Genomic DNA, 24798 nt, shown 5'->3' on the forward strand with positions numbered 1-24798 from the left:
GACGGGGCCCACAGCGCGGACAGAGGACTGATGGGAAAGGGCTTGGGCGGGGTAGTCTCGCCGATGAGCAAGCCGGTGCGCGCGAGCCATGAGGGCGGAGGGCCGATGGCGGCTGACGAACTGACCGAGGCCGAGGCGCTGGCGCTGTGGTGCGCACGGTTGCCGGGGCTGCGTGACCAGGCGCGGGCGATCGGCGTCACCGAGCGTCTCGACCGTGACGCCGCCAGGGTCCGCGACGGTGGTTCCGCGCGACGTGCCGTGCGCAAGTGGCTCCAGGACGAGGACGCCGAGACCCCGCGGAACTGGTCGGGCCGGAGCAGCCTGAGCATCGTCGGGTTTCCGGGTGGCGCGCGGCCCCCGGTGGTGAGCGCGGGCAGCTACGGATGCCCGATCGACAGGTGCGACCGTACGGCCGGGCGCGACGCGCAGGGGCACACGCCGGTGTGCCACACCTCCGGCGCGGCCATGCGGCCGACCGCGTGATGGTGACGGACATCCTCGCCGAGGTCGGCAAGCACGTCAGCGGCCGCTGGTTCACCGCGGTGCTGCTGCCCGGACTGTTGCTGGTCACCGTGGCGGCGGCCGGCTTCCACCTGGGCCATGACCAGGCCCTCGACGTCGGCCGGCTGACGGTGTGGGCGGACGGGCTCGTCCGCGGCTGGCGCGACCGTCCGGTCCGAGCGGTGGTGGAGGCCGGGCTGGCGCTGCTCGCCGCAGGCGTCGCGGGCACCACGGCGGGCGAGCTGGGCCGGGTGGTCGAACGGGTGTGGCTGCGCGCCGGGGCGTCGAGCGGAGGGAGCCGCCGCAGGCGGGCACTGCGGGCGGCCAAGCGGGACGGCGTCACCGTGGTGGAGGCGTACCTGCCGCAGCGGCCGACCTGGATGAGCGACCGGGTGCGGCTCGTCGAGGCACGGATCCGGGCGCAGTACTGGTTCGACGCGGCGGCGGCCTGGCCCCGCCTCTGGCTGCTCGTCGGCGACGAGGTGCGCCGATCCGTCGTGGACGCGCGAATCGGCTTCTCCGAAGCCGTCACCCTCGCCGGGTGGGGATGCCTGTACCTGCTCGCCGGGATCTTCTGGTGGCCCGCCCTCATCGCCGGAGCCTGCGTCCTCCTCGTGGCGTGGCGCCGCGCGCGCGGCGCTCTGGAGGAGTTCGCGACGCTCATCGAAGCGGTCATCGACGTCCACCACCGGGCCCTCGCCGAAGCGCTGGGCGTCCCCCTCGGCGCGGAAGGGGTCACCGAGGTGGAGGGCAGAAGGATCGACGACATCCTCCGCAAGGGCGGGAGCGGACACCACCCCTCGTGACCTCCCTCGAACGGTCGAGCCCCTGCCGCCGGAGGTCGTCCGAACACGGCCAGGGGCCGGGGCGCGGGCCGCCGTCCCGAAGACCGCGCTCGACCCGGCCCACGGCTGGTTCACCGGCGGACCTGGTGGAAGTGGGTCCGAAGTCCGCGAACCGGGCCAGCTCCACCAGGGCGACCAGGTTCTCGGCGTCACGAATCCCGGCGGTCGGGACGGTGGGCGCCAGCCGCCGCACGTCGAAGTCGGCGGCGTCGTACACCGGGTTGAGGTGCACGACGGCGCAGCCGTGGTCCAGGTCGAGCTGGGTACGCCAGATCCGCAGCACCTCTCCCGCGAGCCCCGGCGGCGAGTTGTCCCATCCGTCGGAGACGATGACCAGGCGCCCGGGCCCGTGTTCGAAGCCGTGTTCGAGGCCGTCCAGGATGCGCTCGCCGAACGGTGTCGCCCCGTACGGATGGACGAGCAGCGCGTCCGTACGGCCCGACAGCCACAGCGGCGTGTACTCGGCGGCCAGCGCCTCCAGCAGGAAATGGCAGGCGAGCGCGACGGCGAGCGGCCGGCGGCGCTTGTGCCCCGAACCGTACGCGGAGAAGCTGTCGTCGAGGACGGCGACCACCGCGCCCCAGCGCCCGGCCTGATCGCCCGCGGTCCGGCGGGCGGCCGCGCGCAGCGCCGTCGTCAGCTCGGCGCGACGGCGCACGCGATCGCCTGGCGAGAGGGCGAGTACGTACGACGCCAGCCGGGTCAGCGGCATCGTGGTGAGGTCGGCCCGCACCGCGTCGACCTTCAGGCCGCGCGCCGACTCCTGCAGGCGCAACCGCTCCAGCCGGGTGAGCCGGGGCGCGATGCGCTCCAGGAAGGTGGCGCGGGCGATGCGGTGCTTCGCCGCGAACCCCTCCGCCACCGTGTAGGGCAGCTCGTACAGCGCGGCCTGCTCGTAGTGGGCCCGCCGCCAGGTCTCCAGGATCGGTGTGGTGTAGGCGGCCGGTCGGTGCGGGGTGAACAGGAACGGCCCCAGCTCCCCGACCGGGCTCAGGCGGGCATGGCGGACGGCGTCCTTGACGGCGCCGCGGTACTTCACCGCGTCGAACGCGAGGTCGGGGCGGGCGGCCAGCCAGTCCCGCATGATCGCCCTGGTCCGCCGGTTGTTGACCCTGGCGCGGCGCAGCTCGCGGAAGAGCCCGTACACCCGGGGCGGCGGCAGCAGGGCCAGCCGCCGGGCGATCAGGCGCCCCTCGGCCTGACGCTGCTCCGGGTCCGCCTCTCCCGCCGTGACCAGCAGGTTTCTGGCGATCAGTACGGCGTTGTGGTCGTTGACGTCCAGGGCGAGGGTGGCCGCGTACAGGTCGCGGTAGTTGCCCATCAGGTAGTCGTGCAGGAAGTCCAGCGAGAGTCTCTGCTCCTCCGCGCCGGAGTGGAACTCACGCTGGCCGGTGGAGGTGATCGCCGCGTTCACGAACAGCAGGACGTCCTCGGCGGCGATCAGATCCGCACTGGTCTCGATGCGAGTCTCGATCGCCGCCTCCGGGGGTCAGGTACGGAGTCGGCCGGGGAATGGGGGCACGAGCTGCGAATCATCGCTTCAAAGGCGGGTCCCGGAAGTCGCACCGAAGTCCCGCGGCCGACCCCGGAAGGGTAGCACCGACGTATCGCCTTCCTCCGCCTTATTTCCCGTGGCCGCGGGGGTTGTCGACGGCCTTGGTCGAGGTTTCTCCCAGGTCTTCCGTGTGATCTCCCAGGCATGTCTGGGCGTGTGCGGGAAGTATCGGCCAGGATTTCGAGGGCTCGCGTGATGATAGAGATCACGAGCAGCGAATAGTCTGGCCCACGACACATTTCGGATGTCCTTTAGCAGGAGTTCCGCCGTCAAGAATGGCAGACGCAACATATCGGAGTTCGAGATCGAGGCTCGCGGTTCCTGACTTTGCGTTACTTCTCGCGTCAGCCTGCGAACTAGGCTAATTTACAGAGGCACCCCGTTGACCGGAGCACGCCGGGAGATGGATATGGACCTCGCACAGATCACCGCGTTTCTGGCTCCGTTTCTCGGATCGCTGCTCGGCAAGGCCGGTACGGCGGCCGGCGAGTTCGGTGAGGCCGCGTGGGATCACGCCGTGCAGCTCTGGCAACGACTCGGCGGCCACATCGCCGAGCGTCCCGCGGCGCAGGAAGCGGCGGAGGACGTCGCCGAGCATCCGGACAGCGAGGGCGCGCGCAGCGCACTCGCTTGGCAGTTGGAGAAGCTGCTGGCCGGCGACCCGGCGCTCAGGGACGACATCGCGCGGCTGTGGCAGCAAGGCGTCGCCGCCGGGACGACGGTGACCACAGTCATCGCTTCCGGACACCGATCGGCCGCGGTCGGCGGCAATGTGCACGGCACGATCTTCACCGGTGACGGCCCGAGTCCTGCCGAAAAGAACGAGTGACTCTCGTGGTCGCAGGGGAGGACTCCATCGGAGTCGTCGCCGAGGGCGATCGCAGCATCGCCATCGGGGGCGACGCGATCAACAGCCTCCTCGTCACCGGAGACGGCAACACCTTCTTCATCGGGCGGTACGAACGCCTCATCGACGCCTATCTCAGCCCCGGCGCGCTCTACCAGGAGCTCGACACTTTCACCGGACGTGAATGGCTGGTCGCGGCGATCGATCGCCATATCGGCGGCCACGACCGGGGATACCTGATCGTGGAGGCCGACGCGGGAATGGGCAAGAGCACGTTTCTGGCCTGGCTGGCCCGGACGCGCGGCTATGCTCACCACTTCGTCAGGCTGATGCCGGACCCGCAGGACGTCGCGGTCGCCGTACGCAATCTGAGCTCCCAGCTCATCACGGCGTGGGACCTGGAGACCCTGGCGGTGGGCGGGGTGTTGCCGCCATCGGCGGGTCGCCCGGACTTCATGCGAGACCTGCTCTTCGAGGTCGCCGCGCGTCGCGACGAGCTTCGTCCCGGTGAACCGATCGTCCTCGTCGTGGACGGCCTCAACGAGACCACGCCCGTGGTCGGCCAGAACCCGCTCGGCCTGCCCGCGTCGCTGCCCGCAGGCGTGTACGTCGTGGCGTCGCAGCGTCCCGTTCTGGTGCCACTGCGCCTCGACGTCCCTCGCGTCGTGATCACGATAGAAGCGGAGGGCGAGGGGAACATGCGCGACGTCCAGGACTACCTCGAGCGAATGGCGAGGTCCGCCGAGCTGGCTCCGCGGTTGCAGGCCGCCGGGGTCTCGGTGGAGGTCTTCATCGACACCCTGCTCGCCAAGTCCGGCGGCGTGTGGATCTACCTTCACTATGTCCTCGCGGAGATAGCCCGAGGGCAGCGTTCACCCGCGGATGTCGCGCTCCTGCCCACCGGCCTTTGGCACTACTACGCCCAGTTCTGGCACGAGTGGCAGGGGCGGCACCAGGAGCGCTGGTCCCGGTTCGACCTGCCCGTCCTGGCCATGCTCGCCGCGATCGCCGAGCCGCTCCCCGCGCGGTTGCTGGCCGACCTCACCGGCACGTCGGCCGATGAGGTCGAAGGTCTCCTGGAAGACGACTGGCGGCCCTTCGTCCAGGTGGAGGAAGGCGAGGAGGAGAACCGCTACCGGACCTTCCATGACAGCCTGCGGGAGTTCCTCCACGGCAACGTCGACCCAGGCCAGCTGACGGCGGCCGAGCGGCTGTCGGCCAATCGGCTGGCGCGCTCGACCAGATCCGCGCACTCGCGGCTCGCCGACCGCTATCTGAACGAGTGGGGCGGCATCTCCGCTGGAATGCCGGTGCTGCGCGAGGGTGCCTCAGCGCAGCTGGACGAGGGGTACGGGCTACGGCACCTGGTAGAACACCTCAACCTGGCCGGCCGCTCCGACGACATGCGTGCCGTACTGAAGCTGTCGTGGCTGGAAGGGGCGCGGCGCGTCAACACCTGGTTCGCCGTCCACCGCAGGACGGGCCAGCTCGAGGGGTATCGCCGCGACATCGGCATCGCCCGGAACGCGGCCCGCGCGGGCGCCGGGCGACTTTCCGGGGCGGGCGGCAGCCGTCCGCCGGGCAGTGCCGAGCAGGTACGCGGCGCGCTCATCCTCGCATCGCTCAACAGCATGGCCGCGACCACGCCGGCGATCCTGTGGCCGGTCCTGGTGCAGAACGGCAATCTCACCGCCGCGGAAGGCCTCGCCTGGGCCCGCCAGATTCCCACCGCCGAGGAGCGGGCGGAGACGCTCACCCGGCTCATCGAGGTCGTACCCGGCCAACTGCGCGACGAGGCGGAACGCGAGGCGCTCGCAGCGGTGCGGGCCGTGCCCGACGGGTACTGGCGTCTCGGCGAGTTGCGCCGGCTGTATCCCCTGATCTCCGGTGACCTGCGCGGCGATCTGCTGGCGATCATCCAATCGCTGACCGATGACTTCTATCAACTCGTCGCCTACAGGATGCTGGACTCCGAAGAGGGCCTGCAGTCCCTGCCCGCTCGCCACCGGTCGAGCCTGAACCAGGCGTCGGCACGGCACGAGAACTGGCAGGCGGGCGCGAGCTTCGTCGAGGAGTATCTCCGCCGCCGTCACTTCGCCGCGGAACTCCTGGGGCAGGCTGGCTTCGACGCGATCGACGACGTGCCGCCAGGGTCGGCCGGCCCTGCCGAACGGTACTGGCGGGCGCACTTGCTCGCCCTCGCCGTGGCCGGCGCGGCGGGCACGGAGAAGGACCGTCTCGCGACGGCGGCCGTGGAGATGGGCGAGAACATCGGCGACCGCCGCGATGCCATCGCCGCGTGGGCGGCCTTCGGCAGTGCCCTCGACGTGGCGAGGACGGGAGCAGAGCCGGGAGCAGGGACTGCTGGGGCGTCACTACTGACGGCGGCCGACGCGATCTCCGACACCACGTATCGAGCGGCCTTTGTGATCGCCACGGCGCCGGATGGCTCGTTCCAGGCGATCCTGGACGCGGTCGCGCGGGTCGAGGGGGACGAGCATCGGGAGGAACTGCTCGTGACGGCGGCCCCTGTCGTCGCTCGCCTCGGCGGGGAGCATATCGAAGGCCTGCTGACGCTGATCGTCGATCCCCGGCCCCGTGGCGAGGCGATGCTCGCCGTCGCCGAGCACGTCGGGGCCGCGGGCGGGGAGCAGATCGCGATCCGGCTCCTGTCGGACCTGGCCAAGTCGCCGCACACGATCGGCCGTGCGGGGCTGCTCAGCCGGACCTCCGCGTATCTGCCGTCGGTGGCACTTGACCTGCTGAGGGAGGTGGCGAACGGGCTCGAAGATCCTGAGGCGCGTTCGGCCGTGCTGGTCTCGTGCGGAATACGTCATTGCTCGCTGGGCGAGCGTGAGCGGGCAACCGATGTGCTGGCGACGCTCGAGAGGCACTGGCGGCCCGCGCTGGCCTTGGAGATCGCCCGAGCGGAGGCGCGACACGGAGACCCTGTGGAGGCATCGCGGCTGGCCAGGGGCTTGCCGTACCCGGCCTGGACCGTGGAGCTTCTCGCGCTGGCGGCGAACAGGATGGACACCGCCGCCGGCGACGCGGTCGTCCGCGAGATGTTCACGATCGTGGAGGGCCTCCACGACGTCTCGCAGGTGCCGGTGCTCGCCCGGGCCGCACAGGCGGCGCCCACCCGCCACAAGGCTGCCCTGGCCACCGCGGCGATGACCGTGGCGCTGGAGCTGGAGGAGGACAGCGAACGGTCGGTGGCATTGCTCGCGGCCGTGGAAGCGCTGGTAGCGGCTGGGGATGTGGCGGCAGCACTTCAGGCCTGCGACGAGATGCCCATCGAGCGCCTGAGAGCCAGAGGCCTCATGACCTTGCTTCCCTCCGCCGGCTCTCGCACTGAGGAGGTGACCGGCCGCATCGATGCCTTGACGGACACGCAAGCCCGGGTGCGGGCACGTCTGGAGATCCTGCTCGCACCGGGACAACGCTCCAAGGAAGAGCTCGAAGCCGAATTCGAGGCCACGGTCGGCGACTTCACGACCAGGCCCCGCCACGAAATCCTGGAAAGCCTCCCCGGTCTGCTCCAGGTCATCGCGCGTCTGGACGGGGCGGCAGGACTTCACGCCACCGCGGAGGCTCTGGGAGACATCATGGACTGGTGGCCATGAACGATGACAACGTGTTCGAGCTCGTGCTCCATCATCGCTACGCGGAGCCGGACGCGCGCGATTTTTCCGGTCATGGCAACGACGGTTACAGCGCCTGGCAGCACGGCGACGGGAACGGCCCGCAGGCCGCGGTCTTCGATGGCGTCCGAGACCGGATCTTCGTGCCACCGTCGAGAACGCTCGCCCGTCCCGGTGGGGTCCGCACCGAGCTGGTCGTCCGGCTGGACGAGCTGGGGCACCGTCGCACCCTCATCGAGGGGTACCTGTCGTTCGCGGTGTACGTGGAGGCGAACGGCGCGCTCGGCGCGGGTGTCTACAGGTACCTGAACTGGTACGGGATCGGCAGCCGGCCGGCTCTCGTCTCGCTCGGGACCTGGGCCACGATCACGTTCATGTACACCGATGACGGGGTGATGGCCCTGTTCCTGAACGGTGACCTCGTGGCCGACGGTTACCGGCGGCTTGGGCCGGCCAACGGCATCGAGTGGCCCTTCGGGCTGAGCATCGGCGCCTGGCCGGATGCCGACCAGCGGGTCCTCAAGGGCCAGATCGCCGAGGTCAAGCTCTGGCGCTCGCCACCGCCCCGTCTACCCCGGTGAGGAGAGCTGGAGCGACGTGGCCGACCACGATGACCGCTTACGGCGCAGGTGGAGTTTCGACGCCGACGCCGACACCTATCACGCGGTCAGGCCCGGCTATCCTCCCGCCCTGTTCGGGAGGTTGACCGAAACCTGTGGGCTCGGACCCAGGCGACGGGTTCTGGAGATCGGACCCGGTACAGGGCAAGCGACCGGCGAACTGCTCGACGCGGGTGCGGAGGTCGTCGCCGTCGAGCTGGGCGCGAACCTGGCAGAGCGTCTGCGGGAGCGTTTCACCGGACGGCCGCTGACCGTCATCGAAGCGGACTTCGAGGAGTTGTCGCCGGCGGACGAGGAGTTCGACCTGGCGGTCGCGGCGACGAGCCTCCACTGGCTGGATCTGGACGTCGCACTACCGAAGATCGCGCGAACGCTGCGCGGCGGAGCCTGGATGGCGGCATGGTGGACGGTGTTCCGGGACGCCGATCCGGAAAGGGAGACGCCGTTCAGGCACGCCCTGGAGGGCCTCTTCCAGCGTCACTCCCTCGGCAGGGGCGGAGGCGGCAAGCCGGGAGCGCTCGATCACGAGGCCTGGGTCAAGGAGTTCGCCAGGAGCTTCGATGAGATCCGAGTAGAGGACATACGCTGGTCGATGCGGCTCGGCAGCAAACGGCTCACCGGCCTCTTCGCCACCTTCACCGAGATCAGCGACCTGCCCCTGAACCGCAGGGTCGCATTACTGAAGGACATCGAGACGCTGGTGGACGAGGGATTCGGGGGCGATGTCGTGGAGAACTACGTGACTGTTCTGTATCTGGCCAGAACAAGCTCGTAAACAGGCACGGAACGGCAGGTCCGCTGTCTTTCGGCGCGCATGCCCGTATGGTTTACTTTCCCTTGACCATCGAGCCGCCCTTGAATTCGGGCGCGCCGTCCACGCCGACCCTCATCCGTATTGGCGCGAGGCGGGAACATGGAAAAGATGATCGAGCTCTCTCGTCCGCATTGGCGGATCAGGACCGATCCGGAAGTGCCCGCCACGTACATCGACCTGGCGACCTTTACTCAATGCCTGCGACTCGAGATCAATGTCGACACGCTTGAAGCGTATGACCGTAATGTGTCGGTCAACTGGCAAGGCATCGCGGACAAGGGCAGCCATGAAAGGTTGAGCTGGACCGCCAAGAGCACCCTGTGGAACAAGCGGTACCACCTCGACGTCTATGCCGAGCATCTCGAGTTCCACGCCGAGATCCAGGGCGAGGGGCCTTTGGACTCCATCCGTTTCTTCGACTCGATACCCGAAAGCGACCACCAGCCGTACTCGACCCGCACCATGCATCTCGTCGACCGGGGCCGCACCGCAGCGCGGGAGTATTCCACCGGATCGGAAGTGGCATTCCGGCGGGTTTTCTCTCCGGAGCCGAACTACCACGGGCGCAGAGAGTTCGAGCCGTTCGAGTACGCGCTGGTCAGCGTCACGGGAGACACGGACTATTGCGGCGGGAACCTTATCGCCAACCCTGGCCTGCTTTGTTTCGCCGTCGCGGCGGAGCCGGACCGCGAATGGCTGGCCTTCGGCCTGGCGGTGGAACCGGGAGAGTATCTTTTCTCCGATTTCGAGTACCTCGGCGGGCGCGATTTCGCATTCGCCGTCAACGGCTGGGGCGCCCGCCGCCTGCATGGCACGTTCACCACGCCGCGCATGGTCATCGTGCGGGGCGCCACGGCGGAGCAGGCCGTCGCCAACTATGTCGGCGTGCTGCGATCCTCCGGGCTGGTGCAGGAGCCTCGCCGGGACCAGCCGAGCTGGTGGAGCCGGCCGATCGTGTGCGGCTGGGGCCACCAGTGCTATCAGGCCGATCTGTTCCGGGTCCGCAGCACTCCCGAGCGGCCGCAGGACAACGCCGCGTACATGCTGTGCACCCAGACCGCTTACCGCGACCTGATCGAGACGCTCGACGCCCACGACCTCCCCTGGGGCACCTTGACCATCGACGCCCGCTGGTTTCAGGCCGGCGGCCTCAAGAACGTCGATGTCGGCCGCTGGCCCGATCTTCGCGGTTTCATCGATCGCCAGCACCGCCTCGGCAGGCGCGTACTGCTGTGGTGGAGCCCGTGGGACACCGAGGGCATTCCCGCCCAGCAGTGCATCACGCACGTTCCGGATGGCAGCCTTGGCAGGCCGAATCGCCCAGGCAGGCGAGCCAAGACGCCCCAAGGCAACATCCCGCTCAACGCCCTGCCCCCGGGAACGAAGCTGACCATCGACGCCACCCTGCCCGCGGTCCGCGAACGCATCGTCAAGCAGGTCAGGGCCTTGCTAGGCCGTGAAGGTCTCAACGCCGACGGACTCAAGATCGACCACCTGTCCGCGACACCGGGCAGCTACGGCATGGCGTTCCCCGAGGGGTCGGGCCGGCTCTTCGGGATAGAGGCGGCACACGCATATCTCTCCCTCCTCTACGAAGCCGCTAAAGAGGTCAAACCGGATGCCCTGCTTAGCGGGCAGTCACCCAACCCCTACCTCGCCGACGTGCAGGACATGGTGCGCATCAGCCCTTGGTCGGTCTTCCCCGATTCCGTCGCGACGGAGGCGAGGCACAGCACGGCCATGGCCCGCATCGCCGATCCAGGCTGGCTGATCGACACCAACGGCTATCCGATGCCCTCCCTCACGGCGTTCAGGGAGTACATGGAGCTGCAGCCGGAGCTCGGCGTGCCGAGCCTGCTGTACGGCACGCACCTGGACACCACAGGCGAGGCGTTCACGCCCGACGACTACGCCAGGATCCGCCGGGCGTGGTCACGGCTGTAGCGATCGGCGAACGGACGACATGCGCGAGCGGACCGACCTGGAGAATCTCCCACTGCGGGACTACCGTCCCCGTTCCCGGCTGCGGGCCGAGGGCATCGGCCCTGCCAGAGCGGCTCATCCCGCGATCGACGCGCACGCACACCTGGGACGGTGGCTCACCGGCGGCGTGTGGGCGGTACCCGACGTCCCACGGTTGATCGACATGATGACCGGCTGCAACATAGCCACAATGATCAACTTCGATGGCCGCTGGGGCGAGGAGCTGGAAGCGAACCTCGACCGCTACGACCGCCGCCATCCCCACGAGTTCATGACGTTCTGTCATGTGGACTGGACCGCGCTGACCGCTCCTCGGCCGGGTGAGCGGCTCGCCCGCGATCTGGCCCGTTCGGTGGCCCGCGGCGCGCGTGGACTGAAGGTATGGAAAGACCTCGGTCTGTCCGTCCGTGACGGGGACGGGGACCTGGTGCTCCCCGACGACCCACGCCTGTCGCCGCTCTGGGAGAAGGCCGCGGAACTGGCGATCCCGGTCGCGATCCACACCGCGGACCCTGTCGCGTTCTTCGATCCCGTCGACGAGCGCAACGAACGGCTGGAGGAGCTTCTCAGGCACCCGGAGTGGTCATTCGCCGCCAACCGCTACCCTCGCTTCCCGCGCCTGATGGCAGCGCTGGAGGCCCTGGTCGCGGCCCACCCGGAGACGACCTTCATCGGCCTGCACGCCGGCTGTCACGCGGAGGATCTCTCATGGGTGGGCAGGATGCTGGACACCTACCCCAACTTCCATATCGACATCGCCGCACGCATCGCCGAACTCGGCCGTCAGCCGCGCCGGACGCGCGCGCTCCTCCTGCGCCATCCCGACCGGGTCCTGTTCGGCACCGATCAGCTGCAGCTCCGGCAGGCGACCTACGAGACGTACTTCCGCTTCATCGAAACCTCTGACGAGTACTTCCCCTACTCGCCGAAGGATCCACCACCCAACGGGCGCTGGCACATATCGGCGCTCGACCTGCCACATGGCGTCATCGAGAAGGTCTACGCCGCGAACGCCCGCCGCCTGATCACCTGAAGCGCTCCCGGCCTCGCATCCGTTGACGACATGATCTCCGGCGGCGTGTTCTCAAGCGCCGAGCCTGCGGGACACCACTCCTAGCAGGCGGCCGACGGGGATGTAGCCGAATCTGCGCGAGTCGGCGCCGGCAGCGGGGTTGTCGCCCAGGAGGACCAGGCAGTCCGCCGGGACCCGGGAGCCGGGTGCGGCGCCTGCGGCCGCCGCCACCTCCCCCGGCACGGGGTCGCCGGGCACGGCCGCCGCGCGCTTGATGATCCACCGTCCGGACGGCACCAGGTCCTCGACCACGACGACCTGTCCCGGACGGACCCCGGCCAGCGGCGCCCTGCGGACCAGGACCCGCTCGCCCTCCCGGTAGTCGGAAGTATCAGGAAGATCACGGCAAACATCATCACCGAACTCCTCGATCGGCGCGAGATACAAAAGTGGCTCATCGCAGAAGAGGGTGTGGTCGGGGTCTGTCGGTTTTCGAGGTCGCCGGCACGGATTTTCACGCTCGGTTGCACTCCTATCCGGGCGCAACGACACGTGCGCCGGGGAACGAGCTATGCACCGTCGTTGCCATCGCGCAGGGAATGGATCATGCTCTGCAGGATCCGGAACGCGTCTGACCGCTCGGTCTCGGTCATGCCGGCCAGCATTCTGACCTCGACGGACCGGACCGCTACGGTCGCCTTCTCGAGGCTCCGTCGGCCGCGAGGCGTGAGCCGCGTGGGAAGAACCTTCCCGACGGGCGCCTCCGCAGGCCTGGTCACGTAGCCGTCTCGTTCCAGGGCCTGGAGCAGCACGTTCATCGTCTGCCGTGTCACGAACGCGCCCCGCGCGAGCTCGGAGTTCGACAAGCCCGGTCGTTGAGCCAGCAGCTCGAGGCAGGAGTAGTGCGTCACGCTCATCCCGAGCGGCCGCAGCACCTCCTCCATGGCTGCGCGGAGGGCGCTCGACGCCTCTTTCAGCAGGTAGCCCAGTGACGTCTCCAGGTCGACGCCGACATCGTTTTGACTCATGTCAGTATTCTGACATAGATTGACCTGTGTCAGGAAGCTGACACGAAGAGAAGGAGTATTATCATGCCCGCCACCGGCCCCGACTTCATCTCGCTCCAAGCGCGCGACCTCGACGCTTCGCAGGCGTTCTACGAGCAGTACCTCGGCCTCGTCCGCTCGCAGGCCGGGCCTCCGCACGCGGTCGTCTTCGAGACGAAGCCGATCGCGTTCGCACTCCGCGACGTCGTTCCCGGCACCGATCTCGCATCCGTTGCTCAGCCCGGCATCGGTGCCGCGATCTGGCTCCACGCCACAGACGTCCAGGCCATTCACGATGCTCTCGTCGCCGACGGTCACACCATCGTCTCCGCACCGATCGACGGCCCCTTCGGTCGGACATTCACCTTCGCCGACCCCGACGGCTACCAGGTCACTCTCCACGACCGCGCCTGATCGGCCAAACGCCACCGGATCACTTCGCCCGTCTCAGCGCTGATGGGCCGGGTGAGGAGTCGTGCGCGTCGCGGGCTTCGAGGAGCGCGGGGAGGTGCTCCCTGCTCCAGGCGCGTGCGGCCGCGATGAGGGTCAGCAGGCTGCGCCCCAGCGCGGTCAGCTCGTACTCGACCCGGGGTGGGTTCTCGTCGTACGCGGTGCGGGTGACCAGACCGTCGCGTTCCATCGCCCGCAGGGTCTGGGTGAGCACTTTCGGGGTGATGCCGCGCAGCGGTCCCCGCAGTTCGTTGAACCGCCGCCGGCCGCCTTCGAGACAGAGCACGACCATCGCGGTCCACTTGTCGCCGATCCGTATCGGCATGGCGCTGGACGGGCACACGGGGTCGAACATCTGCGGGTCCAGGGGTTCGACCATGAGCGCGAGGCTATCCCAGTATCTTTGAGGTAACCAGTATCTCCTGGATACCGTTCTGTCCGGCGGCGACATACGCGGCCGGATTGGAGCGACATGAGCGGCATCGTCATCTTCGGGGCGGGGGGCCGGGCGGGGCGGGCGATCACGGCTGAGGCACGTGGGCGCGGACATCACGTCACGGCCGTGGTCCGGGATCCGGACAGGTACCGCGACATTCAGGCAGACGGCGTCCACGTGGTGCGGGGCGACGTCACGGACGTGGCGGCGATCTCCTCGATCGCGCCCGGCCATGACGCCGCGGTTCAGGCGGTGAGCCCGTTCTCCGGCCCGGAGCAGGGCTTCGCCGACCTCGACCCGCAGTTCTTCGTGAAGGCGGCCGACGCACTGCTGCACGGTCTGGCGGAAGCGCGCGTGCCCAGGCTCGTTCTGGTCGGACTGTTCGCGAACCTCCGCGACGCCCATGGGCAGCTGGTGATGGACGATCCCTCGGTCTTCCCGGCTGAGATCCGGCCGTTCGCCATCGCGCACACGGCCGGCCTGGACCGGCTCCGGGCGGCCGGGAACACCGCGGTCGACTGGCTCATGCTGACCCCGCCCGCGCTGCTGGAATCGACGGGTCCCAGAACCGGCCGCTACCGGATCGGAGGAGAGACCGTGCCGCAATCGGCATCAGCGCAGCTGTCCTATGCGGACCTCGCGGTGGCGGTGATCGACGAAATCGACACACCACGACACCACCGCACCCGCGTCTCCGTCTTCGACTGAGCCGGACACGCCGTGTGCCGTCCGGCCCTCTCGCGGCGAGCAGCCAGAAGCCGCTGCAACGAGGCCGTACACCACGGCCGTGGACGCAACCTGGGTCCAGGTGGCAAGCCTCTCCAGCGCCCCGTCTCAGAGCTTGAGCCTGACGTCGGTCTGTCCAAGCACCGGATCACCGCGGCGGAAACATCTGCAGTCGATGCGGTCACCAGCCACGGCCTAGCGGTACCCGCTCACCGCGAAATAGAAAAGTATCTGGCATCGCCCTCCCCGTCCGGCAGCCGGAGAAGAGGGCCTCGGCGTTGGTCAAGTGGTCGGAACGGTGGTCTTGGTGAGCCGCTCCGAGATCTGCCAGATGCGCTCGGCGTCGTCCGTGCCGCGTAGCCGGGAATACATCCGTTGTTCGGCGGGTGGGCCGCCGAGGTTGCCGAGGCCCCTGGGTCCATAGAGTGCGCCGGGCTTGGCGTCGGGGTCGGTCGCGGCCATGAGCGCGGGCAGCATCGCGGTCTCGACGGTGCCGACGAGAATGCCGCGGGTCGAGAGCGCGCGGATCAGGCGGACGCCGCCGGTGTCCTTGTCGCGGCTGAGCTCGGGGCGGGCGGCGAGGAGGCTGGTGGGGGCTATTCCGGGGTGGGAGAGGTTGCTGGTGATGCCCCATCCGTAGGTCTTGCTGCGGCGGTCCAGTTCGAGACCGAAGAGCCCGAATGCGATCTTGGACTGCTGGTAGGCGCGCATGGCGTTGTAGCCGCGTTCCCAGTTCAGGTCGTCCCAGTTGATGGCGCCGCGGTTCGCGGCGATACTGACCTGCGATGTGACGCGGGCGTGGCCGGCGCGCAGCAGCGGGAGGATGCGGCCGACGAGGGCGAAGTGGCCGAGGTGGTTGCTGCCGAATTGGAGTTCGAAGCCGTCCGCTGTGGTCTGCCGGCTCGGCGGGGTCATCACACCTGCGTTGTTGATCAGGATGTGGATGGGCTGCCCCTCTTCGCGGAGAGCATCTCCGAGGGCCTCGATCGACGTGAGCGACGACAGGTCGAGACTGCGCAGCGAGACCTTCGCGTTCGGGAGGCTCTGGCGGATCCTGGCGATCGCGTTCTCGCCCTTGCGGGGGTTGCGGACGGGCATGAGGACGTCTGCGCCGGCTGCGGCGAGTCGCGCGGCCATTCCCAGTCCCATTCCGTCGCTGGCCCCGGTGATGAGCGCGCGCTTTCCGGACAGGTCCGGAATGGTGATGTCGATTGCTTGACGCCACATTGCTCTGCTCCTTGTGTTGTCGTCTCGGATCCACGGTCCCGGACGCTGCGTGGATGTTCCAGGGACTGCCGATCCACGGATGCGGACTCATCCGCTCGGAGACCTCGGAGAGGGGGATCAACGGTCCGTGGTTGCCGTCGCGCGAGGACGATAGAAACGAAGCAGCACCGCGAGTGGAGGGAATGCCATGATCGATCGCGCCGGGCTGGCGGAGTTCCTCCGAAGTCGTCGGGAGGTGCTGCAACCCGAGGACGTCGGCCTCCCGCGCGGTCCCCGTCGCAGGACAAACGGGCTACGGCGCGAGGAAGTCGCGACGCTGTGCCACATGTCGACCGACTACTACTCCCGCCTTGAGCGAGAACGCGGACCGCGGCCGTCGAGCCAGATGCTCGCCTCGATCGCCCAGGGCCTGCACCTCTCGCTCGACGAGCGAGACCACCTGTTCCGCCTCGCGGGACAGAACCCGCCCGCCCGCGGCGAAGTCAGCGAGCACATCAGCCCCGGCCTGCTGCGCATTTTCGACCGCCTGAACGACACTCCCGCGGAGATCGTCACCGAGCTCGGCGAGACCCTGCGGCAGACCTCAACGGGCGTCGCGCTCACCGGCGACACGACCCGATACACCGGGCCCGCCCGCAGCATGGGGTACCGGTGGTTCACCGATCCAGCCGCCCGGCAGCTCTACGCGCCCGAAGAACATCTGTTCCTCACCCGGATGTTCACCTCGGGGCTGCGCGAGATTGTCACCCTCCGCGGCCCCGAATCCCGAGCCGCACACCTCGCTGACTTGCTCCTCGCCCGCAGCGACGAGTTCCGGCGAGTGTGGGACGCCCACGAGATCGGGATACGCCCCCGCGCGGTCAAGCACTTCATCCACCCCGAAGTCGGAGCCCTGGAGCTGACGTGCCAGAGACTGGTCGACCCCGACCAGGCCCACTCGCTGCTCGTCTACACCGCCATTCCTGGCAGCGAGAGCCACGACAAGCTGAACCTGCTGTCCGTCATCGGCACACAGACCCTCCGCTGAAGCAGTCGCGTCCCGATCCCGGCGGACGGTTCGCTACGGGACGATGCCGACATCCCGCAAGCAGCGCGGACGCTGGTAGATCTCTTCGCCGGTACACAGATCGGGTCCATCCGGCACGAGCTGTGTTCGGAGGAGAAGGAAGACCGAGGCTCGCTGACCAGCGGGAAGCGAACTAGGGGTGCGGGTCGGCGGCTCGGAGTAGCGACAGCAGGCCGTTGATGGCCGCGTACTCCCGGCACGCCTGTTCTCCGCCTACTCAAGGAGCCATAACATACGTGATTCCCCGGGACGCGTGGGCCTTCCAGTCGTAGGCACGGGGCGTCGCGGCCCGCGAGGTCCACACCGCCGCCGGCCAGACCCCAGGCGGTGCCGCAGCCGGCACCGGTCGTTCGGGGCGGGGGCGCGCAGGACGGGCGGGATACGGCCTGCTGACCGGACTCGCGCGGTGGCCGAACTCACGCCGACTACCGATCTTCTATCGCGTCTACGTCAACTCCGCCCTCACCGCCTTGGACGACTTCCACGCCCGTCTGGGCCCTCCACTCGGGTCCGTGCGACCAGCCGCAAAGTAGCGAGAAAGACCAGGTCACAGCCTCCCGGCAGCATCCTTGATCAAGGCACGAAGCCATAGCGCTCCGCAGTCGTCTGGGATACCGGTTTTCTCACGGGGCCGATGAACAGCCACGATGCGGTCCAGACGCTATGCCATTCGAGGGCTTCTCGATGGTGGAGGTGGCCGCGATGACCGGCAGGTCGCACAACTCGATCAAAACTGCGGTGTGGCGGGCGAGAGCCGCCTTCGCCGACCTTTACGGGGAGAACCAATGAACATGCCTGAGATGCCAGGCCTGCCGGACTTCGACCCCAAGCGCACCCGGCGTGCGGTCCGGCGGGGGCTGTTCAGGACGGTCGCCATCGTCCTGGCCGTGCTGGCGCTGCTCGCGGTGGCCGCGACCGAGGGCTCGTCCCTGGTGCAGACCCGCGGCGACCGGGAACGCCGCATGCAGGCCGTGCTCGGCACCGCCTTCAAGATCTACAGCCCGGCCTATATGGCGACGATCGACTCCTGCTGCCAGACCACACCCGTATCGATGTCGTTCGAGGTGACCGCGCGTCCCATGGGGCCTGCCGGAGCCTGGCCGGTCGGGAGCGAGTCGTACACGATCAGCCAGGACTTCTTCGGCCGCGTGCGACGCCTGCCGCTGGGCCACACCGCCAACACCAGGCTTTCCCAGTCCCTGTTCAACGTCGGCACCACGCTGACGGCCAAGGACCAGGTTCGCGCGGTGCTCGCCCGGCTGCCCGCCGACCTCAGCGCGCTGGCGGTGGTGGAGTTCGAGCAGCCGCTCGGCGAGGCCGACCTGAAGGCGTTCGTAAAGCAGTACCGCTCCTGCGCCGAACGGGTCGTGTACGAGCGCAGACCCGGCTCCCTCCCGATCACCTGGGGCTTCGACTACTGGACCGACGCGCTGGACCTCGGCAAGGGCGGCGACATGACCGATGACATATGCGGTGGCAGCCTGCCGCAGTTCCGCAACTGGGTCGGCCTGCTGCGTGACCACGACAACGCCAACCTGCGCTCCTTCGACCTGTCCCTGAACCGGCTGCACAAGGCGGCCGAGGCCGGGCTCGCCTACGGCTATGTGGACCAGCTCAGCTCGGTCCGCGAGCTGCGGAAGCTGCTCAAGGACCCAAGGGTGCGCACAATCCGCCTGGCCGGCGTGACGTTCGACCTGGACCGGCCTCGCCCCTAGCACGCGCCGCCTCGGCGAGTCCTCGGACAACGCCTCCGTACAGACCGAAGCACGCCCCGATACCCAATCGAAGATCGGCGCTATGGCTGGGGTCGATCATCGCCGGAACATCCGTCCCGGGCTTGCGAAAAAGCGCGGCGAGCAGCCGGAAACCACTGAACCAGGGCTGTACACCACGGCCGTGGACGCAACCCGGCCGTATCTGATCGACGGCTGCCTGGCCGGGACTGGCCTGGTCCTCAAATCTTCGTAACTCCACGAATTAAAAATCAGCAGTGGTAGCCGAACTGGCCGAGGCGGTGGTGGGCGATCTCGATCTCGGCCGGCGTGAAGAGGTCCGCGAAGCGCGGCTGGACGACCAGCGCCTCGACGGTCAGGTCGAGGCGCCCGCGCTCCCAGAGAGCGGCGAAGCCGTCGGACACCGCCGGCGCGTGTAGGAGCTTGCGGGCCGTGGCGAGGCTGCCGTGCTCGGCGAGCATGCTCAGGAAGTACGTGGCGTGGTAGTTCGCCTCGGCGCGCGCCCTGTCGTAGACGGAGCGCATCGCCTCGTTGAACTCGACGTCCGCCGCCGTCCCGGTCTCCGGTTCGTCCCCGGCAGCAGGGGACCCCGGGCCCTCAGTGGAAGCGACCTACAAGAATGCTCGCCCTGATCAGTGGCCATCAAGGCTTTCCAGGATTTCCCGGACCTGGAGGCTCCGGCCTTCTCCATACGGCGAAGGACATCGGCATCGCGGGGGCGTCATCGATCGTCGAGTCCTTCGAGGATCGCGCGGACCTTACCGGCCTCGGCGTGCTGCGGACCGTATCTCCGCTCCAGGTCACCCAGCAGGTCACCCAGCGTGCGTCTGGCCTGGGCCCGGTTACCCGAGCCGAGTTCCACCAGCCCGATCTGACGCCGGAGTTCGAAGATCCGCTCTTCGTCGGCGCCGAATCGTCTCTCGTCGGCCAGGAGCTCACGGAACTGTGCCAGGGCGAGGCTCATCTCCCCGACCGCCGCATGGCAGTTCGCCTCCATCAACCGGCACCGCAGTGCGAGGTTGTTGCCCGGCCCCTCCACCTCGGCGACATCGGCCGCCAGCCGCTGGAACTCGGGCGCCGCCCGGCGGTAGTCCCCGCCGAGGAAGAGCGCCTCGGCGAGCTCGATCCGCAGGTCCACCACCTCGGAGCTGGCCGAGCCGAACGAGCCCTCGGCGGGACGCATCACCTCTGCCAGCACATCCGCCGCCTGGGTGAAACGGGATTCCACCTTGAGCATCCGGGCATCCCGGCGGGCGCGTTCGAGGTCGTCGCGGTTGATATGCGCCGACTCTCCGGCGAGCCTGATCCGTGGCGGCCGTACCGGATCGGCGGGCCGGCGGTTCCGGTTCGCCCCCATGGGAGCGACGCGTCCGACGACCGCGGCGTACATACGCACCGGGTGAGGCGCGTCCAGGTTCACATAACCGGGAAAGGGCGGCAGCTCGCGGCAGAAGTCCAGCAGCCGCTCGTAGACCACCTCCGCGGTGGCCGGCCGTTCCCCGGGAGACTTGGCGAGCAACCACAGGACCAGCCGCTCCAGACCTTCGGGGATGCCCTGCCTTCTGGCGCGTAGCGGCCGGGGCGGGACGTCCGTGTGGTTGCGCATCGAGGCCAGCGCGGTGGGGGCGGCGAACTGGTTCTCGCCGGCGAGCATCTCGTCCAGGATCACGCCGAGGGAGTAGAGGTCGCTCTGCGGGCCGGCGGCTCCGGTCATGGCCTGCTCCGGTGCCATGTACGCCGGTGTGCCGAGCACCTCGCCCGTTCTGGTGAGCCGGGTCGTCTCCGCGCCGGCCAGGGCGGCGGCGATCCCGAAGTCGAGCACCTTCACCGTGCCGTCGGAACAGAGCATCAGGTTGGCGGGCTTGAGGTCGCGGTGCACCAGCGAGTTGGTGTGGGCCACGGCCAGCACCGAGCAGACCTGGGCGGCGATCGCCACCGCCCAGCCGATGGGCACCTCCGTCTCGTCGAGAAGCGCGGAGACGGAGGCGCCGTTGACGAGCTGCATGACGAGGTAGAGGTCATCGCCGTGCGATCCGCAGTCGTAGACCGTGGGAACCCCCGGGTGCTCAAGCCGGGCGGTGATCCGTGACTCGCGCACGAAGCGTCTGGTCAGTTCCTCGTCGCTCCGGCCGTCGGGCAGCTTGTCGGCCCTGATGAACTTGATGGCGATCGGCCGGTCGAGGCGCTTGTCGTAGCCGAACCAGACCTCGCCCATTCCTCCCGAGCGACGCGACAGGGGGTCCAGCTCGTAGCGGGCCCCGATGATCGTCCGCCTGCTCAAAGCCGCCCGCCTTCCGGAGATGTCGTGAATCCTCGGGATCTTCCAAGGGAACGCATAGGTTGATCGACCGGACCACGGCTCGCGTTCCAACGAATGAGTGATTTCGTCGCCCAAAGGTGAACGATGTTCAGAAGAACAGCAGATCGACGGTGGCCGAGGCGCCGGGGGCGGTCACGGTCGGCTCGACCTGGAACAGCCGGCCGCGCGGCGGTTCCTCGGTCTCGCGAGCAGGTCCAGCCGGACGAGCTCCTCGAAAGCGTCACGGACCTGGAAGGACGTGCCCTGCTCGAATGCCTGGGGAGTATCCAGGTCAGTGGCTATCTGTTGACTTTCGACCGATTCAGCGGCAATTTCGGGCGACAGATTAAGCCCTTGCTGCTTGTCCCCTAGGTCTGGAAACAGGTCTTCCTGGTCGTTTGCCACGCCCGTCGACACCTCTCGCAGAGCACATGCCTTAGCCCTTTACCAAAACAAACTTAGCCCCGTTTTGACATGGCCCTCAATGTCAAAGCAGACAAAGACTGCTTTAACGGATATATGAGGATATTTTTCGCCGAATATTCCACACCCTCCGATCGGCGGGGCGGGACCGCTCGTTCCGCTGTGTCCGCCTGTACGGCGGTGCCGCGCTAAGATCACGTTCCGTGCTTTCGGATAGTTCCTGGCGGATTATCAGGATTGGATTAGTAGGTCTGGTTCTTGCGGCGGCGGTCGCGGGCCTGGTGCTCGGCGACGCCTGGCTCTGGGCGGCCGTCGAATGGTCGCCACCGGCCTATGCGGAGTTCTACGCGCGCGACGGGTTTGACACCCCGACGACTGTGGCGCTGCTCGTGGCCGCCCTGGTGAAGGCCACGCTCCTGTGGCTGATCCTGCGCGCCCCCGCGCCGGGACCGCTGGACCGCCGAGAGAAGGCGCTGCGCCGACTGCTGTATCTGGCGGTGGCGTACGCCCTCGTGCTGTGGTATCCGATCGCGCTGCTCCCCGACGCGGTCGACGCGGCATTCCAGCTCGCGCTATGGACCGCGATCGACGTCCTCTACCTGCTCGTTATCCGCTGGCGGTCCCGCATGCTGCGCGCGGCGGCCGGAGCGATGTTCGCGGTCGAGCTGGCCGGGATGGCCAACGAACTGCTCGACGAACTCGACCTCCCAGAGCTTGGGTCGGGCGACATCGTCGCACTGGGCTTGATGCTGGGCGGAGTGGCGGCGACCATCATCACGGTCGTCGGGCAGCGGCGCGACGGCCGATGGAGCCGCGGCACGCAGGTCGCCGGGTGGCTGTCGGTGGGCGTCTACGCGCTGGCGATCCCGCTCAACATTCTCTTCGCGAGGATTCCCAGCGGCAATCTGGCGATGCTGGTCATGATGGACGCGGTCGGGCTCGTCAGCACCGTGTGGATCGCGGCGACCGCCCGTGAACTGCCCGTTGAGGGCCGCCCGGCAGACCTTCCGCCCGCGCGCCGGCGCGTGATCCGCGTCGCGGTGGCGGCCGTGGCCGTACTGCCGATCGTCGCACTGATCCACCCGGAGCAGACCCCGCACCTCACCTACACCGGCTGGTCGATGGACTGCTATGACCGGCCCAGCTTCGGCGACCTGAAACCCGCGGAACGCGACGCCGCGTTCCTGTGCCGGGCGCGGAGCACAGATGGCGGGGTCCCACCCATGTTCCCGGACAACCTGTCGGACCAGGGGATCCTCGCGTACGGGCGGGCGCTGTGCCGCACAAAGGACCGCGACGAGCAGGAGGCGATTCTGACGCGGGCCGGGAGCACGCGGCCCGCCTGGGGCGTGGACCCGTGGGACCTCGTCTACGTCTGCCCGGAGGTCGTCGGCGCGACCCATCCCGAGCTGCTGCGGTCGACGGCGGAGACGGAGGCGGCGAACACCGCCTACATCGCCGAGAAGAACGCGAAGTGCCGCGACCCGTGGCCCCGAACGAAGGGGGTCGTCCAGGCCACGGCCAACTACTTCCTGTTCGTCGACGGCGATCCCGGCTATGTGGTCCACGACCCCGAAGGCGAAGCGGCCGACGAGGCGGCGGAGCAGGCGACGGACAAGGTCTACGACGACAGCGCCCTCATCGGGCACGTCGCAGACGTCGTTGATCTGTGCCTTACAGTGAAGGCCTTCCGCACCGCGCCGCCACCGCGGACGGCCGGGTGGGATCAGGTCAACGAGATGCCGATCGTCAGCCGCAGCGGCCGGCTCACCGTGCCGGAGATGGGCGAGGGCGGAGAGGTGGGCGCGGGTGCCCCGATGCCGAACCTGGCGGTCGCGGGAAAGGGCCGCTACCGGCTCCGTGTCTACGTGCGGGTCGACGACGCAGGGGAGGAGCAGCACCTGGTCGCCGTGTTCCCGGGTGCGTCGAGGAAGCGGCTCAAGCTGAAGCCGTCTTGAGGTCGTCCACGCTGAACACCTCTGCCGTCCGGCGCTGGTCGGCCTGGCCGTGGACGGCAAGACGCTCCACGGGCAGCCGCACCGGCGGCACCGTGTGCACCTGCTGGCCACCGCACGCAACGACGACCAGACCGTGATCGCCCAGCGTCAGATCGCGACCAGAAGTAGCGGGATCCCCGCGTTCACCTCGCTGCTGTCCAGCCTGCACTGGCCGTCGGCGCGTTAGAACCGGAACCGCACGATGCGGGTGGACCGTTTCATGCCCGGCAGTAGGTTCATGAGGCGGTACATGCGGCGCACGTTCGCGGGTGCCTTGGCCATTAGCACCGGTGAGTCGTTCATCGGCGCCTCGTCGACGTATTCGAGCCGCGGGTGCCAATCGGCCGGCGCGGCCGGGTCGTTGAAGCCGCAGTGGAACCGGGTGCCGTATTTGCGCAGCGTGGGGTCCCATTTCGAGGTGCGCCACGCCCAGACCGACACCGTGTCGAACTGTATTTGGCCGGTGGGGAAGGAATCGACGACGCTGGTCAGCAGCCGCTTGACGTCAGTCTCGGCCAGGTAGGGCACCAGTCCCTCGGCGATCACCAGCACCGGCCGGCCGTGGGGGACGCGTTCCAGCCAGGCCAGGTCGGTGACGCTGGAGTCGATCAGGGTGTAGTGCTCGCGCGGCGGCAGGAATTGTTGCCGTAGTTCGATGACGGAGGGGTAGTCCAAGTCGTACCAGTCGACAGTGGCGGGCGGGTCGATCCGGTACACCCGGGCGTCGAGGCCGCAGCCCAGGTGCAGCACCACCGCGTCGGAGTGATCGGCGAGGAAGCTTCGGGCCCAGTCGTCATGGGCCTTGGCGCGCACCACGGCGGCGAGGCCCAGCTGGCTGGTGCCGAATCTGCGCTTGTCGTAGTCAGGATCGAGGCGGCGCATCGCCTGTTCGGCGTATTCGTCGCCGAGGATCGGGTCCGGCAGCCGGTTGTCCAGTGCTTTGGCCCTGAGGACGGGACTGAGGGTCTTCTGCACTCCGACGAGTTCGCTGTCTCTCATGACAGCTACGATACTACTCATATTTCACGAATTTCGTGAAGTTTGTGAATCATCTTAAACTGGCGAGTACGCGACGATTAAGGGAGCTTTGATGACGCGAGCGAACGAGAGTGCCGTCGCCGATTTCCGGGAACGCTTCGCGCAGATCATGGTCGAAGCCGGCATGCCCCGGATGGCCGCGCGCGTGTACGCCGCGCTGCTGGTTACCGACTTCGGCAAGCTGTCGGCCGCCGAGCTCGCCGAGCAACTGGGCGTCGGCGCGTCGGCGATCTCAGGGGCGGTCAAATACCTGGTGCAGGTACGGCTGGTCGAACGCGGCCGCGAACCCGGTACCCGGCACGACTTTTGCCGGATACACGAGCACACCTGGAGTCACTTCGTCAGTCAGTCCGACCCGATGCTGGTCCGGGTGCAGGCCGGCGCCGACGAGGGCACCGCGCTCTTGGGTCTCGACTCCCTCGCCGGGCAGCGGCTGGACGAGACCCGCCGGTTCTTCGCGTTCCTACGCGAGGAGATCAAGCAGTCGATGGCGAAGTGGCAGCGGCTCCAGGCGGCCGAACGCGAGGCCGGCTAGA

The 24798-nt window shown here is 68.4% G+C and carries 24 protein-coding genes; 15 read left to right on the forward strand and 9 right to left on the reverse strand.

What is annotated here, in order from left to right; genetic code table 11:
- Nucleotides 1-105: 105 nt before the first annotated feature.
- Nucleotides 106-483 carry a hypothetical protein gene (locus ACWD3H_RS11595; RefSeq protein ID WP_451954879.1) on the forward strand — a complete coding sequence of 126 codons (378 nt, stop codon included), beginning with the start codon at nt 106-108 and terminating at the stop codon, nt 481-483.
- Entirely contained in the window at nt 483-1307 is an 825-nt protein-coding gene (locus ACWD3H_RS11600) for a hypothetical protein (RefSeq protein WP_451954880.1), read from the forward strand. The genes ACWD3H_RS11595 and ACWD3H_RS11600 overlap by 1 nt, the downstream gene beginning before the upstream one ends.
- On the opposite strand, the gene ACWD3H_RS11605 is transcribed toward ACWD3H_RS11600, so the two are convergent.
- Nucleotides 1237-2760: a hypothetical protein gene (locus ACWD3H_RS11605; protein WP_451954881.1), complete on the reverse strand. Its 1524-nt coding sequence runs from the start codon at nt 2758-2760 to the stop codon at nt 1237-1239. The genes ACWD3H_RS11600 and ACWD3H_RS11605 overlap by 71 nt on opposite strands.
- 550 nt (nt 2761-3310) lie before the next feature.
- Here ACWD3H_RS11605 and ACWD3H_RS11610 point away from each other — a divergent pair.
- From ACWD3H_RS11610 to ACWD3H_RS11635, 6 genes are all read left to right on the forward strand, one after another.
- Complete coding sequence (locus ACWD3H_RS11610) at nt 3311-3730, forward strand: hypothetical protein (protein WP_451954882.1); 420 nt, start codon at nt 3311-3313, stop codon at nt 3728-3730.
- A 5-nt stretch (nt 3731-3735) separates the two neighbouring features.
- Entirely contained in the window at nt 3736-7374 is a 3639-nt protein-coding gene (locus ACWD3H_RS11615) for a hypothetical protein (protein WP_451954883.1), read from the forward strand.
- Nucleotides 7371-7973 (forward strand): LamG-like jellyroll fold domain-containing protein, encoded by a 603-nt coding sequence (locus ACWD3H_RS11620; RefSeq protein ID WP_451955064.1) that lies wholly within the window; start codon nt 7371-7373, stop codon nt 7971-7973. The genes ACWD3H_RS11615 and ACWD3H_RS11620 overlap by 4 nt, the downstream gene beginning before the upstream one ends.
- Nucleotides 7974-7989: 16 nt before the next feature.
- Entirely contained in the window at nt 7990-8787 is a 798-nt protein-coding gene (locus ACWD3H_RS11625; RefSeq protein WP_355548972.1) for a class I SAM-dependent methyltransferase, read from the forward strand.
- A 138-nt stretch (nt 8788-8925) separates the two neighbouring features.
- The gene (locus tag ACWD3H_RS11630) at nt 8926-10770 is read left to right on the forward strand and encodes a TIM-barrel domain-containing protein (protein WP_451954884.1); all 1845 of its coding nucleotides are present in this window, start codon (nt 8926-8928) and stop codon (nt 10768-10770) included.
- A gap of 19 nt (nt 10771-10789) precedes the next feature.
- A complete protein-coding gene (locus ACWD3H_RS11635; protein WP_451954885.1) occupies nt 10790-11842 on the forward strand; it encodes an amidohydrolase family protein in 1053 nt (350 codons plus the stop codon).
- A 51-nt stretch (nt 11843-11893) separates the two neighbouring features.
- Here the strand turns inward: ACWD3H_RS11635 and ACWD3H_RS11640 are convergent, their stop codons facing one another.
- Together ACWD3H_RS11640 and ACWD3H_RS11645 are read right to left on the reverse strand one after the other, a co-directional pair.
- Nucleotides 11894-12268 (reverse strand): S26 family signal peptidase, encoded by a 375-nt coding sequence (locus ACWD3H_RS11640; protein WP_451954886.1) that lies wholly within the window; start codon nt 12266-12268, stop codon nt 11894-11896.
- Between the two features lie 122 nt (nt 12269-12390).
- Nucleotides 12391-12849: a MarR family winged helix-turn-helix transcriptional regulator gene (locus ACWD3H_RS11645; protein ID WP_451954887.1), complete on the reverse strand. Its 459-nt coding sequence runs from the start codon at nt 12847-12849 to the stop codon at nt 12391-12393.
- A gap of 63 nt (nt 12850-12912) precedes the next feature.
- Between ACWD3H_RS11645 and ACWD3H_RS11650 the strand changes: the two genes are divergently transcribed.
- Nucleotides 12913-13281 carry a VOC family protein gene (locus ACWD3H_RS11650; protein ID WP_020549970.1) on the forward strand — a complete coding sequence of 123 codons (369 nt, stop codon included), beginning with the start codon at nt 12913-12915 and terminating at the stop codon, nt 13279-13281.
- Nucleotides 13282-13300: 19 nt separating this feature from the next.
- Here ACWD3H_RS11650 and ACWD3H_RS11655 read toward each other — a convergent pair whose 3' ends face one another.
- A complete protein-coding gene (locus ACWD3H_RS11655) occupies nt 13301-13696 on the reverse strand; it encodes a winged helix-turn-helix transcriptional regulator (RefSeq protein WP_451954888.1) in 396 nt (131 codons plus the stop codon).
- 93 nt (nt 13697-13789) lie between these two features.
- Here ACWD3H_RS11655 and ACWD3H_RS11660 point away from each other — a divergent pair, with 93 nt between their 5' ends.
- Nucleotides 13790-14461, forward strand: coding sequence for an NAD(P)-dependent oxidoreductase (locus tag ACWD3H_RS11660; protein ID WP_451954889.1), 672 nt, complete (start codon nt 13790-13792; stop codon nt 14459-14461).
- A gap of 300 nt (nt 14462-14761) precedes the next feature.
- On the opposite strand, the gene ACWD3H_RS11665 is transcribed toward ACWD3H_RS11660, so the two are convergent.
- A complete protein-coding gene (locus ACWD3H_RS11665) occupies nt 14762-15706 on the reverse strand; it encodes an SDR family oxidoreductase (RefSeq protein WP_451954890.1) in 945 nt (314 codons plus the stop codon).
- A 187-nt stretch (nt 15707-15893) separates the two neighbouring features.
- On the opposite strand from ACWD3H_RS11665, the gene ACWD3H_RS11670 reads away from it, so the two are divergent.
- Both ACWD3H_RS11670 and ACWD3H_RS11675 read left to right on the forward strand, forming a co-directional pair.
- On the forward strand, nt 15894-16733 hold the full coding sequence (locus ACWD3H_RS11670; protein ID WP_451954891.1) for a helix-turn-helix transcriptional regulator: 840 nt from the start codon (nt 15894-15896) through the stop codon (nt 16731-16733).
- Nucleotides 16734-17563: 830 nt separating this feature from the next.
- Nucleotides 17564-18487 carry a hypothetical protein gene (locus ACWD3H_RS11675; protein ID WP_451954892.1) on the forward strand — a complete coding sequence of 308 codons (924 nt, stop codon included), beginning with the start codon at nt 17564-17566 and terminating at the stop codon, nt 18485-18487.
- 269 nt (nt 18488-18756) lie between these two features.
- Here the strand turns inward: ACWD3H_RS11675 and ACWD3H_RS11680 are convergent, their stop codons facing one another.
- The 3 genes from ACWD3H_RS11680 to ACWD3H_RS11690 all read right to left on the reverse strand — a co-directional run bounded on the left by ACWD3H_RS11680 (nt 18757) and on the right by ACWD3H_RS11690 (nt 21209).
- A complete protein-coding gene (locus tag ACWD3H_RS11680) occupies nt 18757-19029 on the reverse strand; it encodes a hypothetical protein (protein WP_451954893.1) in 273 nt (90 codons plus the stop codon).
- Between the two features lie 197 nt (nt 19030-19226).
- Complete coding sequence (locus tag ACWD3H_RS11685) at nt 19227-20786, reverse strand: protein kinase domain-containing protein (protein WP_451954894.1); 1560 nt, start codon at nt 20784-20786, stop codon at nt 19227-19229.
- A gap of 171 nt (nt 20787-20957) precedes the next feature.
- The gene (locus ACWD3H_RS11690; protein ID WP_451954895.1) at nt 20958-21209 is read right to left on the reverse strand and encodes a hypothetical protein; all 252 of its coding nucleotides are present in this window, start codon (nt 21207-21209) and stop codon (nt 20958-20960) included.
- Nucleotides 21210-21430: 221 nt separating this feature from the next.
- Here ACWD3H_RS11690 and ACWD3H_RS11695 point away from each other — a divergent pair, with 221 nt between their 5' ends.
- On the forward strand, nt 21431-23185 hold the full coding sequence (locus ACWD3H_RS11695; protein ID WP_451954896.1) for a hypothetical protein: 1755 nt from the start codon (nt 21431-21433) through the stop codon (nt 23183-23185).
- Between the two features lie 49 nt (nt 23186-23234).
- Nucleotides 23235-23411 (forward strand): hypothetical protein, encoded by a 177-nt coding sequence (locus ACWD3H_RS11700; protein ID WP_451954897.1) that lies wholly within the window; start codon nt 23235-23237, stop codon nt 23409-23411.
- On the opposite strand, the gene ACWD3H_RS11705 is transcribed toward ACWD3H_RS11700, so the two are convergent.
- Complete coding sequence (locus ACWD3H_RS11705; RefSeq protein ID WP_451954898.1) at nt 23408-24223, reverse strand: class I SAM-dependent methyltransferase; 816 nt, start codon at nt 24221-24223, stop codon at nt 23408-23410. The genes ACWD3H_RS11700 and ACWD3H_RS11705 overlap by 4 nt on opposite strands.
- Nucleotides 24224-24314: 91 nt before the next feature.
- Here ACWD3H_RS11705 and ACWD3H_RS11710 point away from each other — a divergent pair, with 91 nt between their 5' ends.
- Nucleotides 24315-24797, forward strand: coding sequence for a GbsR/MarR family transcriptional regulator (locus ACWD3H_RS11710; RefSeq protein WP_451954899.1), 483 nt, complete (start codon nt 24315-24317; stop codon nt 24795-24797).
- Nucleotide 24798: the final 1 nt, after the last annotated feature.

This window comes from Streptosporangium sp. NPDC002607 (genome assembly GCF_053592655.1).

Bases quoted from the DNA above. Each gene is read 5' to 3' on its own strand.
- ACWD3H_RS11595 (WP_451954879.1), top strand. From the start codon at position 106: ATGGCGGCTGACGAACTGACCGAGGCCGAGGCGCTGGCGCTGTGGTGC.
- ACWD3H_RS11600 (WP_451954880.1), top strand. From the start codon at position 483: ATGGTGACGGACATCCTCGCCGAGGTCGGCAAGCACGTCAGCGGCCGC.
- ACWD3H_RS11610 (WP_451954882.1), top strand. From the start codon at position 3,311: ATGGACCTCGCACAGATCACCGCGTTTCTGGCTCCGTTTCTCGGATCG.
- ACWD3H_RS11620 (WP_451955064.1), top strand. From the start codon at position 7,371: ATGAACGATGACAACGTGTTCGAGCTCGTGCTCCATCATCGCTACGCG.
- ACWD3H_RS11630 (WP_451954884.1), top strand. From the start codon at position 8,926: ATGGAAAAGATGATCGAGCTCTCTCGTCCGCATTGGCGGATCAGGACC.
- ACWD3H_RS11635 (WP_451954885.1), top strand. From the start codon at position 10,790: ATGCGCGAGCGGACCGACCTGGAGAATCTCCCACTGCGGGACTACCGT.
- ACWD3H_RS11645 (WP_451954887.1), bottom strand. From the start codon at position 12,849: ATGAGTCAAAACGATGTCGGCGTCGACCTGGAGACGTCACTGGGCTAC.
- ACWD3H_RS11650 (WP_020549970.1), top strand. From the start codon at position 12,913: ATGCCCGCCACCGGCCCCGACTTCATCTCGCTCCAAGCGCGCGACCTC.
- ACWD3H_RS11655 (WP_451954888.1), bottom strand. From the start codon at position 13,696: ATGGTCGAACCCCTGGACCCGCAGATGTTCGACCCCGTGTGCCCGTCC.
- ACWD3H_RS11660 (WP_451954889.1), top strand. From the start codon at position 13,790: ATGAGCGGCATCGTCATCTTCGGGGCGGGGGGCCGGGCGGGGCGGGCG.
- ACWD3H_RS11665 (WP_451954890.1), bottom strand. From the start codon at position 15,706: ATGTGGCGTCAAGCAATCGACATCACCATTCCGGACCTGTCCGGAAAG.
- ACWD3H_RS11670 (WP_451954891.1), top strand. From the start codon at position 15,894: ATGATCGATCGCGCCGGGCTGGCGGAGTTCCTCCGAAGTCGTCGGGAG.
- ACWD3H_RS11675 (WP_451954892.1), top strand. From the start codon at position 17,564: ATGCCTGAGATGCCAGGCCTGCCGGACTTCGACCCCAAGCGCACCCGG.
- ACWD3H_RS11680 (WP_451954893.1), bottom strand. From the start codon at position 19,029: ATGCGCTCCGTCTACGACAGGGCGCGCGCCGAGGCGAACTACCACGCC.
- ACWD3H_RS11705 (WP_451954898.1), bottom strand. From the start codon at position 24,223: ATGAGAGACAGCGAACTCGTCGGAGTGCAGAAGACCCTCAGTCCCGTC.
- ACWD3H_RS11710 (WP_451954899.1), top strand. From the start codon at position 24,315: ATGACGCGAGCGAACGAGAGTGCCGTCGCCGATTTCCGGGAACGCTTC.